Below are 17,389 nucleotides of genomic sequence, written 5' to 3'. Positions count from 1 at the left end.
TGGGATTGGGGATTGGGGATTCGGGATTGGAGCGCGCGAGTGCATAGCATTGCGTGCGATGCACATTGAAGCCGCTTTGCGATGGGGCGGACGTTCGTGCGCGATGTAGGCGCCCGCGTCTGCACCGCGAGCAGTCACGCAGTTCTTCGCCGCGGTGCCTCGTGTGCCTGGACCAGGCCGGGCGCGACCTTCCTCAAGCGCCCAGCGACTGCCCGCCGTCCACCGCCAGCACCTGGCCGGTGATCCAGCGTGCCTGCGGCGAGGCCAGGAAGAGTGCCGCGTTGGCGACGTCGTCGATCGCGCCGAAGGCGCCGAACGGAATGCTCGCGCGGATCTGCCGGTACAGCTCGGGCTGCTGCTGGCGACGCTGCTCCCACAGGCCGCCGGGGAACTCGATGGAACCGGGTGCGATCGCATTGACCCGGATCCGCTCGCGCGCCAGTTGCGTCGCCAGGGTGGTCGTGTAGTAGTTCAGCGCCGCCTTCGCCGCCGAGTACGCCGGCACCCGCGGCGTCGGCCGCAGGCCGTTGATCGAGCTGATGTTGAGGATGCAGCCGCGGCCGCTGGCGCGCAGCTGTGGCAATGCGGCGCGATTGCAGCGCACCGCGGCCATCAGGTCGATGTCGAAGCCGGCCTGCCAGCTCGCATCGTCGTCGCCATGGCCGTAGCCGGAGGCGTTGTTGATCATCACGTCGATGCCACCCAGTGCGTCCGCGGCCTGGGCCACCCAGGTCTGGATCTGCGCGGCGTCGGCCAGATCGCAGCACTGCGCCGCGACCGGGTGGCCGTGGCGCTGCAGCTGCGCGGCGGCGTCGGCCAGCGGCGCGGGACTGCGCGCGCAGATCGCCACTGCGGCGCCATGGCGGGCGAAGGCATCGGCGATCGCCAGGCCGATCCCGCGGCTGGCGCCGGCGACGAGCACGCGGTATCCCGCGAAAGCGGACGGATCGGTCATCGGTGGCTCCTGCGTGGCGGTGGGGCGTGCGTCGATTATCCGCGCAATCCGCAGCGCGCGGCCGCTTCTGGCACCATGGCGGCCGTCGTACGCGCCGTCTGTCGGTGCGCCCGCCGCGCCGTCGCCCTGCGATGACCGCCGCATTCCCTTTCCAGGATTTCCCGCAGTGAAGAAGACCTACCGGCTCCGCATCGAAGGCAAGCATCCCGACCGCCTGCTCGATGCCGCCAAGCACGACATCCGCAAGTACATCCGCCGCGAACGCCGCAAGACCTTGCCGGCCGGTGCGGACTACTGGGATTTCGACACCCTGTTCGGCACCGAGGAAGCCACCGCCGCGGTGCTGCCGCCGGCCGAACTGCTGCGTGCGGTCGACGCGCTGGTCGCCGCCGGCGGCGAGCAGTTCTACGTGGAAATCCGCAGCCGCGCGTGCACGCGGCCGCCGCGGGCCAAGGGCGGCCAGGACGAAAGCGAGCACGATCCCTTCGAGGACTGAGCGCGATTCGGCGTGCCTGTCGCGCCGGGGGCGGCGCCGTGGCATCGACGTGCGACGCCAGGCCACTGCCCGCGCCCTTTGGCATCGCCGCAGCGCTTGCCGCGGTGCGCCAGGCCTTCCAGGCGTTTCTGGCCGGAGGGCCGACTGCGGCACGCGTTGGCGCGGACGCTCCTGGCGTCCTTGGTCGGATCCGTCCGACAAGCACGCGTAGCATGGCGACGCGGTCGTTCTGATGTTCTGGCCGGAAACGTGCCTGATCTCGGCACGCGTCTGTGTGGCGACGGATGCCGCAGTAAAGCGTGGTACAGCCCACGCGGCGCCGCTCAGCCGCTCGCGGGCGGCTCCCCGTCCTGCGCACGCGCCGCGCGCAGCCGGTCCTTCTTGCTCGGTCGCTTGCCCTTGATGCCGCCGGTGGAGGCGGCCGCCTCTGTGGCCGGCGCGGCGGCCGGGGGTGGCGCTTGCTTCGGCTCGAAACCGGGAATGCGTTCGCGCGGCACGCGCACGCCTTGCCGCTTTTCGATCAGGCGCAGATGCGCCGCACTGGCCGCGTCGACGAAGCTCAGCGCCTGGCCCTCGGCACCGGCGCGTGCGCTGCGGCCGATGCGATGGGTGTAGTCCGCGGTGGAACGCGGCAGGTCGTAGTTCACCACCACCGGCAGCGCGGCGATGTCGATGCCGCGCGCGGCCAGATCGGTGGTCACCAGCACGCGCAGTTGCTGCTGGCGGAACGCCTCCAGGGTGCGCAGGCGCCGCCCTTGTGCGAGGTCGCCGTGCAGTGGCTGCGCGGCGATGCCGGCCTTGGCCAGCGCCGTGGCGACCTGCTCGGCGCTGCGCCGACTGGCGACGAACACCAGTGCGCGTGGCCATGCTTCCTGTTCCAGCAAATGCTGCAGCAAGGCCAGGCGACGCCCGTCGTCGACCTCGATCGCGCGCTGGCGCAGCGTCGCCGGGATCGGTGCTGCGTCGGCGGCGTCGCCGATGCGTCGCGGCGCGCGCAGCAGGCGCGTGGCCAGCGCCGCGATCGGGGCTGGCAGGGTGGCCGAGAACAACAGGGTCTGCCGCGTCGGCGGCAGCAGTTGCAGCAGCCGCTCCAGTTCGGCGCCGAAGCCCAGGTCGAGCAGGCGGTCGGCCTCGTCCAGCACCAGGTGCGCCACCGCGTCCAGTTGCAGCGCGCGCTGCGCCAGCAGGTCGAGCAGGCGCCCGGGCGTGGCCACCACCACGTCGGCGCCGCCGCGCAGCGCCAGCATCTGCGGATTGATCGAGACGCCGCCGACCGTCACCACCACCCGCGGCCGCCGCGGCAATTCCAGGCCCAGCGCGACGAAGGTGTCGGCGACCTGCACCGCCAGTTCGCGGGTCGGCACCAGCACCAGCACGCGGGTGGAGCGCGCCGGCCTGGCCGCCTGCGCGCAGGCCTGCAGCAACGGCAGCGCGAACGCCGCGGTCTTGCCGGAACCGGTCTGCGCCATGGCCAGCAGATCGTGGCCGGCGACGACGAGCGGTACGGCCTGCTGCTGGATCGGCGTGGGCGTCTGCCAGCCGACGCGCGCGAGCGCGGCGGCGAAGGCGGGATACAGCGCGGGCGACAGGCCGAGGGAAGCGAACGGCATCGGGAGGGGCAGCGAAGGTGAGACTGGACAGTATCGCCGACCCGGCGCACGCGCGGCTTCCTTCGTTGACGCGCCTGGCCATCGCGCGTCGCGGCTGATCCCGAAAAGGGGACAAGAGCCGCTCCCACAAGGGCTTGCGGCAAGCTCGCCGGATGCACTTTGGTAGAGACTTCAGTCCCGACGCATTGCGGCATCGGAAAGCACGCCACTTCGCCCGTCGCGGCTGATCCCGAAAAGGGGACAAGCGCCGCTCCCACAAGGGCGTGCGGCGAGCTCGCCGAGTGCACTGTGGGAGGGACTTCGGTCCCGACACATTGCGGCACCGGAAAGCACGCCGCTTGCCCGTCGCGGCTGATCCCGAAAAGGGGACAAGCGCCGCTCCCACAAGGGCGTGCGGCAAGCTTGCCGGGTGCACTGTGGGAGGGACTTCAGTCCCGACGCATTGCGGCATCGGAAAGCACGCCGCTTCGCCCGTCGCGGCTGATCCCGAAAAGGGGACAAGCGCCGCTCCTACGCGACGATCGGCGAGAGCAGCTGTTGCCAATCCCCAATCCCCAATCCCCATCCCGAACTGCAACGCACGGCCATCCACGCGGATGGCCGTGCGCGTCCGTGCAGGCCTTACTGCGGGCAGCTCACGCCGACCGCGGCGAAGGCATTGCGCACCGCGGTCACCGAGCGGCTCAGGTCGCTCGCGGCGGTCTGCACGCCGCAGGCGCCGCTGTTGAAGCTGGTGCTGGGCGTCCAGTACAGCTGGTTGGCGCGGGCGAATACCTCGAACGCGCTGCGCGTGTTCCAGCCGGAGGTGGTGGCCAGGGTGTAGAACGCCTTGTTGTAGACGCCCGAGGAGTAATGCACGTCCAGGCCGCTGCGGTAGTTGGCGGCGTTGTCGATCGAGCTGCCGTCCTGCGTCGGGTTGGCCATGTAGCGCAGCGCACCGTTGGCCTTGAAGATCTCGGTGCCGACCTTGAAGTCGTTCGTGCCCTTGAGGTAGTACTCGGTGGCCTCGCCGGCCATGTCCGAGAACGCCTCGTTGATGCCGCCGGACTGGCCGGAATAGGTGAGGTTGGAATGCTGCTCGGTGAAGCCGTGCGAGACCTCGTGGCCGGCGACGTCGGCGCTGACCAGCGGATAGAACCGCGTGTTGCCGTCGCCGAAGTTCATCGTCGAGCCGTTCCAGAACGCGTTCTCGTAGCGCGTGCCGTAATGCACGCGCATCACCAACTGGAAGGTCAGCGGCGCCACGCCGACGTAGCTGCGATACATCTTCTCGATCACGCCGCCGAAGTAGTGCGCGTCGTTGATCGGCGAATAGGCGCCATTGATGGCCTTGTAGGTGTTGCGCGGGCAGGTGAACTGGTACGCGGTGGTGCCGGAGCTGCCGCCGTTGAGGTTCACCGACTTGACGTTGCTGTTCTGCATGCGGCAGTTGTCGTCCACCTCCAGGAAGCCATGGATGCTGTCGCTGCCGTACTCGTACTGGCCGGTCTTGGCGTTTCCGCCGGGGCCGGTGGCGTCGCGCGTGGTCAGCGCGTCCCACTGCTTGAGGATGGCGCCGCTGCGCGCATCCACGATCACGAACGGCCTGCTCGGCGCGCCGCCGTTCGGCGCATCGGCGAAGAACGACACCACGTAGGCCAGGTGCGCGCGGTCGCTGTCGTCGAGATAGATCATCTGCGGCGCCTGCGCGCGTTCGATGCGGCGCTCGGCCTGGGCGGTGCCAAGCGCGACGCGCTGGGCCAGCAGCAACGCACGGTCGGCAGTCAGCGTGGCGCTGGGCGCATTGGCGGCAGTCGCCGGCAACTCGCTGGCCAGCCCGGCCACCGAGCGGCCGAACAGGCTGCGCACGCTGCCGTCGGCGCGCTCGCTGACGATCACCTGCTCGCCCCACACCGGAATGCCGCGGAAGGTCTGCTGGTAGCGGCGGTGCACGGTGCCGTCGGCATCTTCGCTGCTGCCGAGCAGGGTCAGCGCCGACTCGGCGTCCAGCCCGATCAGTTCGGCATGGCGCACCGCGGCCGCGGCCGGGATGCCGCCGACGCGGGCGGCGGCGCTACGGTACTGGGTACCGAGCGTGTCCGGATTCTTGGCGTGAAGATCCACGCGTTGCGCGGCGCTGGCGGAGGTGGCGGCGAGCGCAATCAGCAGGGAGGGCAGCAGCACCGACGGACGATGATGACGTGGCAGAGTCATGAGCGGAATCCTCGAACGCAAGAAGGAAGGGCGCGCCGTCGCGGCAGCGGAGCGGCCGTGGCGCGATGCGTGGCATGACGTTCAGGGCAGTGCGGCCGATCGGCGCAGTGCCTCCCCCTGTGCAGCGACCATAACGGCGGCGTCGCGTCGCGTGGTAGACAGGTTGCGTTCAGGGTTTTTGCATCGAGCAGATGCGGTATCGCCGTAGCTGCGACGTGTGATGCGCAATCGCGCCAAGCGGTTCGCCATCACGGTGCATGCAGGTCGGCGGATGTGCACCGAATGCTTGCGAAGCGATCGCAGCACCAATGCCGGACCGCCGGTAGCACTTGGTCCCTGCACTGTGGGAGGGGCTTCAGCCCCGACGCGCTGTGCAGGAATTGCTCGGGAGAGCATCCCGTAGTGTGTAGAAGACTGCAGAGACCACGCGCGCCTCTGCGTGGACTCCGAGGCATCCAATGCAGAACGGCCTCAATCGCGGTGCTTTTAGTTCGTCGCGTCGGGACTGAAGTCCCTCCCGCACGGGACGCATCTGCTGTACCTGGTGCGCAGATGCACCGTCTGGTTTTATGCAGATCGGCTGATGTGCACCGAATGCATGCGAAGTGATCGGCAGCACTAATCCCGGACCGCCGGTAGCGCTTCGTCACTGCCCTGTGGGAGGGGCTTCAGCCCCGACGCGCTGTGCTGGAGTTGCTAGGGAGAGCATCCCGAAGTGTGTAGAAGACCGTAGAAAACACGCGCCCCTCTATGTCGCCGCTGAGGCCTGCGCTGCAGAACGGGCTCAATCCCAATGCCTTTAGTTCGTCGCGTCGGGACTGAAGTCCCTCCCACAATGGGGTGCATACCACCATGGCGGTGCATCTACTGCGTCAACACAGGAGATGCACCATCTGGCGTCAGGCAGGTCGGCCGATCTGCAAGAGGGCCGGCGCTCAGCCCGGCAGCGCCAGGTCGTCGATCATCGCGCGCAGGAAGCGCGCCGCTTCGCCGCCGGTGCAGGCGCGATGGTCGAAGCTCAGCGACAGCGGCAGGATCTTGTGCGTTTCCACGCCGCCCATCACCGGCACCAGTTGATGGCGCGCACGGCCGGCGGCGACGATGGCCACGCACGGCGGCACCACGATCGGGGTGGCGTAGCGGCCGGCGAACATGCCGAAGTTGGACAGCGAGATCGTGTAGCCGCTCAGCTCCGAGGCCGGAATGCTGCGCGCCTCCACCTGCTGGCGCAGGCGGTTGATGCCTTCGCGCACGCCGCGCGCATCGAGCATGTCGGCATTGCGCAGGGCCGGCACGAACAGGCCGTCGTCGGTGTCCACGGCGATGCCGATGTCCACGTGCGCGTGCAGGGTGCGGGTCAGCGCCTCGCCGTCGAACCAGGCGTTGAGCGCCGGCACCGCCTGGCAGGCGGCGACGATCGCGCGCACCAGGCGCCCGGTGGTGTCGTTGCCCGGCGTCCATGCGTGCAGGTCGGCATCGTCGTTGAGCGTGGTCAGCACCACCTGGCGCTGCGCCTCGGCCATCACCCGCGCCATGTTGCGGCGCACGCCCTTCAGCGGCTCGGGCTGCCCCTGCACGGCCACGCCCGGCGGCTGCGTGCGCATCGGCTTGCCGGCGGCGGAGAGCAGGGTGCGCGCGGGTGCGGCCTGGGATGTGCGGGCCGGCGCAGGAGCGGCTTCAGCCGCGACGGCAGGGCTCCGTGCAGTCGCGGCCGAAGCCGTTCCTGCAGCGGCGCCGGTTTTCGCCGAACCATCGGCCGCGGCCTGCTTGACGTCGGCCAGGGTGACTGCGCCGTCGGCGCCGCTGGCACGCACGCGGCCCAGGTCCACGCCGAGCTTCTTGGCCAAGGCGCGTACCGCCGGCATCGCGCGTACGCCGCCGACCGACACTGCCTGCTCGCTGTGCACGGTGTTGGAGCTCTGCATCGCGCCGACCACGGTGCCGGCATCGTCGCGCTCGCCCGCGACCTGCGCGTTATCGGCGTCGTGCGGTTCGCCGCCGTCGTCGGAGGCGACCACGCGGTCATCGGCCGCAGCGGTGTCCGCGCCGGCACCCTTGCCGGACGCGGCTGGTGCCGCGCCGCCATGGTGATGGCCGGTGTCCTGGCCTTCGGCGCGCTGCGGCAGGTTCGGGTCGGGCGCGAACTGCGCCAGCATGCTGCCGGTGACGACGATGTCGCCCGGCGCGCCGGCCAGCTTCAGCACCTTGCCGGAGACCGGCGACGGCACTTCGACCACCGCCTTGGCGGTTTCCATCGACACCAGCGGCTCGTCCAGCCGGATGGTGTCGCCTTCCTTGACGAACCACTCGACGATGGTCGCGTCGGGCAGGCCTTCGCCCAGGTCGGGCAGATTGAAATTCTTGGTTTGGCTCATGTGGTCTCTTCCAGCAGTTCCAGGTCGCGTGCCGGCAGCCAGCCCTGCGTGCCGTCGGCGCGCTCGGCCCACCACCAGTCGCCGTATTCGTGATGCAGGACGACGGTGTCGCCCTGCGCGGCATCGAGTTCGCGCGCATCGTAGTCGCGCATCGCCACGGCATGGCCGTCGCCGGTCGGCTGCAGCCAGGCCAGCGGCGCCCAGCCGGCGCTGCCGGCGGTGCCGGTGATCCAGACGAACGCCGGCCACTCTTCGTCGCGCACGCCCAGCGCGACCCGCTCGCCGGCGGCGATGCGGATCGGATGCGGATAGGCGGCGCGGTAATCGCTGATCAGACGTGCCTGCATATCAACCCGCGGCCATCGCCCGCTTGGCCGCCGCGACGATCTTGTCGGTGCTCGGCAGGTACTTCATTTCCAGCCTGAACAGCGGGATGTGGGTGTCGTAGCCGGTCACGCGCTGCACTGGCGCGACCAGGTCGTACATCGACTGCTCGGCCAGGCGCGCGGCGATCTCGGCGCCGAAGCCGGCGCTGCGCGGCGCTTCCTGCACGATCACGCAGCGGCCGGTGCGCGCCACCGACTCGGCGATGGTGTCGAAGTCCAGCGGGCGTAGCGTGGCCACGTCGATCACTTCGGCGCTGATGCCGTCGGCGGCGAGGCGGTCGGCGGCCTCCAGCGCTTCCTTGACCTGCGCGCCCCAGGCGACCAGGGTCACGTCGGTGCCGTCGCGTAGCACGAAGCACACGTCCAGCGGCAACGCCTCGCCATCGTCGGCGACCACTTCCTTGTACTGCCGGTAGATGCGTTTGGGTTCCATGTAGATCACCGGATCCGGCTCGCGGATCGCCGCCAGCAGCAGGCCGTAGGCGCGCTGCGGCGAGGACGGCAGCACCACGCGCAGGCCCGGCACGTTGGTGAAGATGGATTCGTTGGCTTCGCTGTGGTGCTCCGGCGCGCGGATGCCGCCGCCCCACGGCACGCGCAGCACCATCGGGCAGTGCAGGCGGCCACGCGTACGGGTACGCAGGCGCGCGGCGTGGCAGATCAGGTGATCGACCATCGGGTACACGAAGCCGTCGAACTGCGCTTCGGCCACCGGCTTCATGCCCTGCGCGGCGAGGCCGACGCTGAGCCCGGCGATGGTGGTCTCGTCCAGCGGGGTGTCGAGCACGCGCTGCGCGCCGAAGCGCTGCTGCAGGCCGGCGGTGGCGCGGAACACGCCGCCGTTGACGCCCACGTCCTCGCCCAGCACCAGCACCGAGGGGTCGTGCTGCAGTTCCCAGGCCAGCGCCTGGGTCACCGCTTCGATCAGGGTAATGGGCGTGCTGGTCATCGGGCTGTCTCCGCGCGCGGTGGCGGCGCTGTGGGCGGTGCCGGCCGCAGACGCGGCCGCGTGGTCGGCGAGGCGGGGGCTCAACTCATCCATGGCGCTGCTCCAGGGCGATGGCCTCGGCGCGCTGCGCGAGCAGGTCCGGCGGCGGGTCGGCGTACAGGTAGTCGAACATGGCTTCCACCGGCTGCACCGGGGTTTCCAGGTAGGCGTTGAGTTCGATGTCGGCCAGACGCGCGCATTCCTGCTTCCACGCCGCTTCCTCTTCTTCGCTCCACAGGCCCTGCGCGCTCAGCCAGGTGCGCAGGCGCAGCAGCGGCTCGCGTTCCCAGGCCTGCTTGACCTCGGCGTCGTCGCGGTAGCGACGCGCGTCGTCGGCGGTGGTGTGGTCGGACAGGCGGTAGGTCATGAACTCGATCACCGTGCCGCCCTGGCCGGCCAGCGCGCGCTCGCGCGCCTGGCGCATCGCTTCGAGCACGGCGATCAGGTCGTTGCCGTCCACCTGCAGGCAGTGCAGGCCGCCGGCCAGGCCCTTCTGCGCCAGGGTCTGCGCGCCGGTCTGCGCGTTGCGCGGCACCGAGATCGCCCAGCCGTTGTTGATCACGCACAGGATCAGCGGCAGCTGGTACGCGCCGGCGGAGTTGAGCGCGGCGTAGAAGTCGGTCTTGGACGAGCCGCCGTCGCCGCAGGTGGCCACCGCCACCTGGGGTTCGCCGCGCAGCTTGAACGCCAGCGCGGCGCCGGCGGCGTGCAGGCACTGGGTGGAGATCGGCACGCAGATCGGGAAGTCGCGGGCGGCGTCGGAATCGCGCTGGAAGTCGCTGCCGCGCTCGTCGCCGCCCCAGTACAGCAGGATCTCGCGCGGGCGCACGCCGCGCATGAACATGGCGCCGTACTCGCGGTAGCTGGGCGCCAGCACGTCGCCGCGGCGCATCGACGCGCCGATGCCGATGTGGGTGGCCTCGTGGCCCAGGCAGGAGGCGTAGGTGCCCAGCTTACCGGTGCGCTGCAGGGCCACCGCCTTGCTGTCGAAGGTGCGCACGTAGAGCATCTGCTTGAACAGCGCCAGCAGCGTCTGCGGGTTGGCCGAGTCGGCCGGAAGCGCGTCGCGGACCGGCTGGCCGCCCGCGTCGAGGTACTGCAGGAACTCAATTTCGAACTGGGCGGCGATGCTCATGGCGATGGCGCTCTCGACAACAAGTTTCAAATGATATGAGTCGGCATGTTAAGGAAGCCGTGCACAAAAGCCGTCGTGCACCGCAGCACGCGGCGATGCCGTATCGCACAAGAAAAGCGTGGTCGCGCCGCGTTGCCGATTGATGGCGTTGGGTATCGCCGATGTTGCACTGCGATGCATGCCGTTCATGTGCGCGTGGGTGTCCACCGGTGGCGGTGGTACATGCCAGCGGTGCGGTGCGCGCGCTGGAGGCGAGGGTGTCGGACAAGGACAGAAGGCGCACACGTGCAGCAACAGCGCAAGGGCATCGCGCATCGCCCGCTACGCACCCTCAAGCCGCATGGACGTCGCCTCGTAACAGCGGCTTCAGCCGCGACGGGCGTTACCGGGAATACTCCATCGCGGCTGACGCCGCTCCTGCGCGATAGCGCTTTCGGCAGCGCGTGATCGGCGCCGGGTGGCGTTGCCCCAAGCAAAAAGGGCGTGGCCTTGCGGCCACGCCCTTTCGTCTGCATCGCTTGCCGCGATCAGCGGCCGAACAGGCGCAGCCCCTCCACGCGGGTGCTCAAGCGCGCGCTGTTGTCGCTCGGGTCGGCATCGGCCGAGGTCGAGCCGGCGCTGGCGCCGATCACGATCTGGCGGTCGGCCGGCAGCGGCCGTGTCGCCAGGCTCAGGCGGAACGCGGCGCTGGCGCCCGGCGCCAAGTCGGCGCCGCTGCGGCACTGGAAGCGCGCGCTGCGCAGGCCGTGGTTCTGCCGCACGCACTGCCAGCCGCGCGGCGGCACCAGCGCGGTGAGCGCCGACAGGGTGCTGCCGTCGATCTCCAGGCTGGCGCCCTGCACCGGCGCATTGCCGTGGTTGCGCACGTCGATGCGGTAGTCGGCGAAGAAGGCGAAGAACGGCAGGGTGGCCGGGCCGTCGATCGACACCGCCAGGTCGCCGGCCGGACGCGCCTGCACCGCCACGGTGGCGCCGCCACCGTTGTCGCCGGGGTTGGGGTCCTCGGTCTGCGAGGTCACCGACGCGGCCAGGCTCAGGCTGCGCCCGACCAGGGCGGTGCCGGCCGGCACCGCCACCTCGAAGCGCGGCGTGGTGCCGGCGGCGAACTGCGCGGTGCTGCAGGTGACCACGGTCTGCGCAGCCACCTCCGGCGCGGCGCAGTCCCAGCCCGGGGCGGCGGTCATGCTCGGGGCCACCGCCGCGTCCAGGGCGAAGGCGACTGCCGCCGCACGCGCCGCGTCCGGACCGGCGTTGGCCAGTTCCACGCTGTAGCGGATGGTGTCGCCGGCATAGACCGACGCGTTGGCGGCGCTCACGCGTAGGCTCAGGTCGGCGCGCTCCAGCGGCTTGAGCTTGATCAGCACCACCGCCGGGTCGTGGTCGGACAGCCGCGCCGGCGAGTTGGCGTCGTTGCGGGCCACGGCCGGGAAGTCGGCGTTGAGCCGCGCATGGGCTTCGCTGAGACCGGCGATCTGCGCCGAGCGCATCAGCGCGCGGTTGGCCAGGATGTGGTCCAGCGATTGCACGTTGCCGTCGTAGGCGTAGGAGTAGCTCTGGTCCGGCGTCGACAGCAGGGTGAGGTTGTACAGCGCCGGATCGACCAGGGTGGCGCCGTCGCCGCCGACCACGGTCTGCGCATCGGGCGCCGGCAGGCCGGTGATGGTGCCCATCGCATCGACGTAGCCGTCGTTGAACTCGAAAGCGTTGAAGTCGCCCATCACCAGCAGCTGCTCGGTCGGATCGGCGGCCTGGCGCGCCTGCAGCAGGTTCGCCAGGAACACCGCCTGCGCCTGGCGCTTGGCGCGGATGCGCTGGCCGCTGGCGTCGTCGGTCTCGGCGCCGTTGAGCGAACGCTGGTGCACCTCGACCACGGTCAGCGGCAGCGCGCGGCCGTCGGCGAAATGCACCACCGCCTTCAGCAGCAGCGGCGGACGGTCGTTGAGCAGGCTGACGGTGCCGCTGGGCTCGGTCCAGGTGGCGGCCTTGCCTTCCTGGCTCACCGAGACCACCTCGACGCGGGCGATGCCGGCACCGATCTGCGCGGTCTTGACCAGGAAGCCGACGTCGATGCCGCCCACGTCGTTGCCTTCCTGCAGGTAGGCCACGTACTGCGGATCGGGCTGGCCGGCGGCCACCGCGTCGCGGTTGACGCGGTCGGCCAGGGTCTGCAGCACGCTCAGGTTCTCGATCTCCACCGTGCCGAGGATGTCGGGGGTGTTGAGGTAGTTGCGGATCGCCAGCGAGGCCTTGTTGAGCCGCGCCTGGTAGGCGGCCGCGGTCAGTACCGGTTCGCCGATCGCCGGATCGTTCTGGTCGTCGAAGAAGCGCTCCATGTTGTAGGTGGCGATGTTGACGTCGTCGGCCTGCGGCGCGGGGGCCGGCTTGGGCTGGTCGGCGCCGTCGCACTGCACGGTGGGCGCGGTTTCCGGGTAGATGGTGTAGCGGCGGAAGCTGTAGTCCAGCGGGCCGCTGACGCCGAGCACGGTGCAGCCGGCGGCCACGTCGATGCGCTGGCCGCCGAGGCCGGCGCTGCCGACCGCGATCACCTGCGGGCTGGTGTTCCAGCGCGGCACGTCGGCCGGCGAGCCGGCCGGCAGCGCGTCGGGCTGCTGCACGCCGGCGGTGCGCCAGGCGCGCGGCAGGCCGGTGACCACGGCATGGAACACGCCATTGCTGGTGGCGCTGGCGTTGGTCTCGTTGACGTTGCCCAGGGTCGGCGTGTTGACGGTCAGGCTGGGCACGGTGACGCGCATGCCCTCCAGACGCTCGAGCTGGTCGTAGGCGCCATTCGGGTCCGGGAAGCGGGTGGTCAGCTCGACCGCGGCCGGCAGCGGATTGCCGGTGGACTGCAGCAGCACCGTCGGCGAGGTCAGTTCGGTCAGCGGCGGCTGGCTGGGGTCGGTGCTGGGCACGTATTCGACCACCGTGGCCTGCACCCGCACCGAATTGCCCACCGCGGCCTCGGCCGGCGGCGCACTGCCGGTGTAGACGTAGATGCCCTCGGAGGTGAGCGGGTCGGCGTCGGCCTGGGCGTCGGGCGTCTGCAGGAAGAAGCCGGCGCTGCGCCGCGCGGTGACGATGCCGCTGGTGGCGACCACCTGGCCGACCAGCGGCGAGCGAGCGCCGCTGCCCTGGATGCTGTGGATCGGCACCAGGTTGAAGTCGTCGTTGAGGATCACTCCGCTGGCGGTCAGCGTGGACGGCAGCGCACCGCTGACGCCGGTGATGTCGAGGTAGAAGGTCTCGTCGGGTTCGTTGCTGGTGTCGCCGTTGACCAGCACGCGCACCTCGGCGCTGCTTTCGCCGGCCGGGATGGTCACCTGGGTCGCGGCCAGTGCGTGGTAGTCGCTGCCGGCAGTGGCGGTGCCGTCGCGGGTGGCGACGGTGAAGCTCACGCCGGCGCTGCCGGCCGGCTGGCTCAGCGTCACCGTGAACACGAATGCGCTGCTGCCGCTGTCGCCTTCGGCGCGGCTGACGTTGGCCACGCTGGCCACCGGCTGGTTGCCGCCCCCGCACAGGCTGACCGGCGCGGCGCTGTTGCGCGGGGTCGGCGCGCCGGTGGCGAAGTCGGCGTTGTTGTTGTCGCTGTCGGTGCAGCCGCCGTTGCCGCGCAGCACCGCCAGGGTGTTGCTGGGCGCGGCGGTCGGGGCGCTGCCCTCGGCGCAGCTGGCGCTGCTGCCGTAGCCGACGAAGTCGGCGTTGCCGGCCGGGCAGGCGCCGCTCAGCGCGGCGCTGCTCTTGCTCAGCGCGATCTTGCCGGCGCTGCCGCTCATGGCGATGGTACCGGTGGCGTCGGGCGTGGGCAGCGCGGTGCTGCCGCCGCTGCCGTCGGCCTGCTTGACCAGGTAGTAGCCGCCCGGCGCGATGCTGCCGCTGAGCGTGGTGACCTGCCAGCTGCTGCCGGCGGCCGAGGCGTACTGCACCGACCAGCCGGCCAGGCTCACCGCCTCGCTGCCGTTGTTGTGCAATTCGACGAAATCGCTTTTGTAGGTGGCGCCGCTGTTGCCGCCACCGCCATAGACCTGGCTGATGACCACCTGGGCCTGGGCGTACCCGGCACCACCCAGCGCGCACGACAGCACTGCAGCTCGAAGCAGCATGGTTCGCATGAACAAGATCTCCCCAATCCTTGAAGACGTGGACGAAGAGTGGCGAACGAAACGTAGCGAGCAGTCGCCAGGTGGGTGCGGACGGCGCGGAGGAACCGCAGTGTACGAGTGGTACATGAGGATTCCGAGCACCGTCCGCGCCCGCCTGGTGGCTGCGCAGTAGTTTCGTTAGCCGCTCTTACGCAGATGAACCGACGGCACCCCCCAGGCGCCGCCGACGATTGTGCCGGAGTTTGTCAGCCGGTGCTGACGAATGTGTGACATTCGTCGCTGCGGTACCCTTGCCGGCCCGGAACGCCCACGCCGCCCATGCCCGTCGAACAGAACCAGCGCCCGCTCGAAGCCGGCATCCACACCGACCTGGAAGGCCGCCTGACCTACGGCGGCTACCTGCGCCTGGACCGGCTGCTGTCGGCGCAGCAGCCGCTGTCCAACCCGCCGCACCACGACGAACTGCTGTTCATCGTCCAGCACCAGACCTCCGAGCTGTGGCTGAAGCTGCTGGCGCATGAGCTGGGCGCGGCGATCGCGCACCTGCAGCGCGACCAGGTGTGGCAGTGCCGCAAGGTGCTGGCGCGCAGCAAGCAGGTGCTGCGCCTGCTGACCGAGCAGTGGTCGGTGCTGGAGACCCTGACCCCGTCCGAGTACATGGGCTTCCGCGACGTGCTGGGTCCGTCCTCCGGCTTCCAGTCGCTGCAGTACCGCACCATCGAATTCATGCTCGGCAACAAGAACGCGCAGATGCTGCCGGTGTTCGACCACGACCCGCAGGGCCAGGCGGCGCTGCAGGCGGTGCTGGAGGCGCCCAGCCTGTACGAGGAATTCCTGCGCTACCTGGCCCGCTTCGGCCACGCGGTGCCGGCGCCGTATCACGCCCGCGACTGGCGCCAGCCGCACGTCAGCGACCCGCTGCTGCGCCCGGTGTTCGAGCGCATCTACGAGAACACCGACCGCTACTGGCGCGAGTACGCGCTGTGCGAGGACCTGGTGGACCTGGAGACCCAGTTCCAGCTGTGGCGCTTTCGCCACATGCGCACGGTGATGCGGGTGATCGGCTTCAAGCGTGGCACCGGCGGCTCCAGCGGCGTCGGCTTCCTGCAGCAGGCGCTGGCGCTGACCTTCTTTCCGGAGTTGTTCGAGGTGCGGACGTCGGTGGGGCTGGAAAGCCGGGACCCGGGACTCGCGACCCGGGACCCGGATGGGGCGTCGCAAGCGCCGTAGTGGAGCGCGCTGGCAGGCGCCGCTCGGCCTTGCTGCGCTGCGTCGTGGTCGGAGGCGTTGGTCTTTCCGTGGGGCGTTCCGCGTGGACCCGGGCGTAGCGCATGCGCACATCGCCTTCTCGCCCGGAATCCCTGGCCTTCGAGGGCCCGCCTTTCCGGGTCCCGGGCTCCGGGTCCCGAGTCCCGGCCCGTCCGCGCATTTGACGCCACGCCGTCGCTCGGTGATCCTCGCCCGTTGCCCGGCCTGGCCGGCCGCACCGCCCCAGCCCATCCTGAATACGCAAGGGAACACTGCATGAGCGTTGACGTCGTCGCGTCGAACCACCCCGCCTCACCGCAACCGCCGTCAGCGCAACCGCCCGAATTCAAGACCCTGCTGGGGCATCCGCGCCCCCTGTGGATGCTGTTCATGACCGAATTCTGGGAACGCTTCGCGTTCTACGGCATTCGCTGGGCGCTGGTGCTGTACATCGTGGCGCAGTTCTACGACGGGCAGGGCGCCGGCCAGGCGCCGGCCAGCGCCACGTACGGGGCCTACCTGGCGTTGGTGTACGCGGCGGCGATCTTCGGCGGCTACATCGCCGATCGGGTGCTCGGGTACCAGCGCTCGATCCTGGTCGGTGCGGCGGTGATGGCGACCGGTCTTTTCATGATCGCCATCCCCAACCAGCAGGTGTTCGAGCTGGGGCTCTCCACGATCATCGTCGGCAATGGCCTGTTCAAGCCGAACATCTCGACCATGGTCGGCAAGCTCTACAGCGTGGCCGATCCGCGTCGGGACAGCGGCTTCACCATCTTCTACATGGGCATCAACATCGGCGCCATGGTCTCGCCGGTGCTGACCCAGATGCTGGCCGAGAAAGTGTTCGGCACCGTCGCGATGCCGTCGTACAAGATGGTGTTCATCGCCTCCGGCGTCGGCATGCTGATCAGCCTGCTGTGGTTCCTGGTCGGTCGCGCCCAGCTCAAGGGGATCGGCGCGGCCGAGCCCGGCACCGGCGGCCGTGTCGTCGCGGTGCTGCTGGGGTGCGTGCTGGCGGTCCCGGTCATCTATTTCGTGCTCGGCGGCGGGCTGGCCCGGTACGTGGCCGATGCGCTGATGGCGCTCGGCTGGCTGAAGCCGGTGTATGTGCAGGGCGCGCTCGACTACGAGAAGACGCTTGCCGCCGCGACCGTGCTGGCCTGGATCCTCGGCGCGATTTTCGTCGGGTTGTCGGTGATGCTGCTGGTCGAAGGCATCCGCAACGGCAAGGTCGCGCGCGACAAGGTGATCGCGATGCTGATCATCTTCGCCTTCAACGTGCTGTTCTGGATGTTCTTCGAGCAGGCCGGCAGTTCCTTCACCTTCCTCGCCGACGAGATCGTCAACCGCCAGTTCGGCGACTGGACCTTCCCGACCGCGTGGTTCCAGTCGGTCAATTCGCTGGCGATCATCACCCTGGCGCCGGTCATCGCCTGGATCTGGGTCAAGGCCGGCCGCTTCAACCCGTCGATCTCGCGCAAGTTCGCGCTCGGCCTGGCGTTCAACGGCCTGGCCTTCCTGCTGCTGATGTTCGCGCTGTCGAGCCTGGTCAACGACGCCGGCAAGATCCCGTTCTGGACGCTGTTCATGGTCTACGTCATCCAGTCGGTGGGCGAGCTGTGCCTGTCGCCGATCGGGCTGTCGATGGTCACCAAGCTGGCACCGCTGCGGCTGGTCGGCTTCGGCATGGGCGGCTGGTTCCTGTCCACCGGCATCGGCAACAACCTGTCCGGCATCTTCGCCAGCCATGTCAGCGGCGAAGGCGGCATGACCGTGGCGTCCGCGCTGGGCGGGTATACCTTCGGCTTCTGGGCGTTGCTGGGCGCCGGCGTGGTGCTGTTCCTGATCGCGCCGCTGATCAGCAAGCTGATGCACGGTGTGAAGTAAGGTGAGGACCAAG

General features: G+C 69.9%; 11 protein-coding genes and 1 other RNA gene. 3 read left to right on the top strand and 9 right to left on the bottom strand.

The window, feature by feature from the left end; all coding sequences use genetic code 11:
• Window positions 1–193 precede the first annotated feature (193 nt).
• Window positions 194–955, bottom strand: a complete 762-nt coding sequence (locus CEK65_RS01180; RefSeq protein ID WP_152180501.1) for an SDR family NAD(P)-dependent oxidoreductase — start codon at window positions 953–955, stop codon at window positions 194–196.
• Between the two features lie 166 nt (window positions 956–1,121).
• Here CEK65_RS01180 and CEK65_RS01175 point away from each other — a divergent pair, with 166 nt between their 5' ends.
• Window positions 1,122–1,451: a DUF6172 family protein gene (locus tag CEK65_RS01175; protein ID WP_017909718.1), complete on the top strand. Its 330-nt coding sequence runs from the start codon at window positions 1,122–1,124 to the stop codon at window positions 1,449–1,451.
• A 323-nt stretch (window positions 1,452–1,774) separates the two neighbouring features.
• Here the strand turns inward: CEK65_RS01175 and CEK65_RS01170 are convergent, their stop codons facing one another.
• The 8 genes from CEK65_RS01170 to CEK65_RS01135 all read right to left on the bottom strand — a co-directional run bounded on the left by CEK65_RS01170 (window position 1,775) and on the right by CEK65_RS01135 (window position 14,364).
• Window positions 1,775–3,061: a DEAD/DEAH box helicase gene (locus tag CEK65_RS01170; protein WP_152180500.1), complete on the bottom strand. Its 1,287-nt coding sequence runs from the start codon at window positions 3,059–3,061 to the stop codon at window positions 1,775–1,777.
• A gap of 621 nt (window positions 3,062–3,682) precedes the next feature.
• Complete coding sequence (locus CEK65_RS01165) at window positions 3,683–5,254, bottom strand: M4 family metallopeptidase (protein WP_152180499.1); 1,572 nt, start codon at window positions 5,252–5,254, stop codon at window positions 3,683–3,685.
• 935 nt (window positions 5,255–6,189) lie between these two features.
• On the bottom strand, window positions 6,190–7,629 hold the full coding sequence (locus CEK65_RS01160) for a dihydrolipoamide acetyltransferase family protein (RefSeq protein ID WP_152180498.1): 1,440 nt from the start codon (window positions 7,627–7,629) through the stop codon (window positions 6,190–6,192).
• Entirely contained in the window at window positions 7,626–7,976 is a 351-nt protein-coding gene (locus CEK65_RS01155; protein ID WP_017910228.1) for an SH3 domain-containing protein, read from the bottom strand. Before CEK65_RS01155 ends, CEK65_RS01160 begins: the two co-directional genes overlap by 4 nt.
• Before the next feature lies 1 nt (window position 7,977).
• Window positions 7,978–9,057, bottom strand: coding sequence for an alpha-ketoacid dehydrogenase subunit beta (locus CEK65_RS01150; protein WP_017916507.1), 1,080 nt, complete (start codon window positions 9,055–9,057; stop codon window positions 7,978–7,980).
• Window positions 9,050–10,138, bottom strand: coding sequence for a pyruvate dehydrogenase (acetyl-transferring) E1 component subunit alpha (gene pdhA / locus CEK65_RS01145; protein WP_017916506.1), 1,089 nt, complete (start codon window positions 10,136–10,138; stop codon window positions 9,050–9,052). The genes CEK65_RS01150 and pdhA overlap by 8 nt, the downstream gene beginning before the upstream one ends.
• 527 nt (window positions 10,139–10,665) lie before the next feature.
• A complete protein-coding gene (locus tag CEK65_RS01140; protein ID WP_152180497.1) occupies window positions 10,666–14,247 on the bottom strand; it encodes a lamin tail domain-containing protein in 3,582 nt (1,193 codons plus the stop codon).
• 41 nt (window positions 14,248–14,288) lie between these two features.
• Window positions 14,289–14,364, bottom strand: a non-coding RNA gene (locus CEK65_RS01135) — sX9 sRNA.
• A gap of 192 nt (window positions 14,365–14,556) precedes the next feature.
• On the opposite strand from CEK65_RS01135, the gene CEK65_RS01130 reads away from it, so the two are divergent.
• Window positions 14,557–15,468, top strand: coding sequence for a tryptophan 2,3-dioxygenase family protein (locus CEK65_RS01130; protein WP_152180496.1), 912 nt, complete (start codon window positions 14,557–14,559; stop codon window positions 15,466–15,468).
• Between the two features lie 294 nt (window positions 15,469–15,762).
• Complete coding sequence (locus CEK65_RS01125) at window positions 15,763–17,376, top strand: oligopeptide:H+ symporter (RefSeq protein ID WP_152180495.1); 1,614 nt, start codon at window positions 15,763–15,765, stop codon at window positions 17,374–17,376.
• Window positions 17,377–17,389: the final 13 nt, after the last annotated feature.

The organism is Xanthomonas sp. LMG 12459, assembly GCF_009192905.1.
Classification (GTDB): Bacteria; Pseudomonadota; Gammaproteobacteria; order Xanthomonadales; family Xanthomonadaceae; genus Xanthomonas_A; species Xanthomonas_A sontii.
The sequence above is the reverse complement of the archived record's forward strand: the minus strand, read 5'-3'. Positions and strand labels throughout refer to the sequence as shown.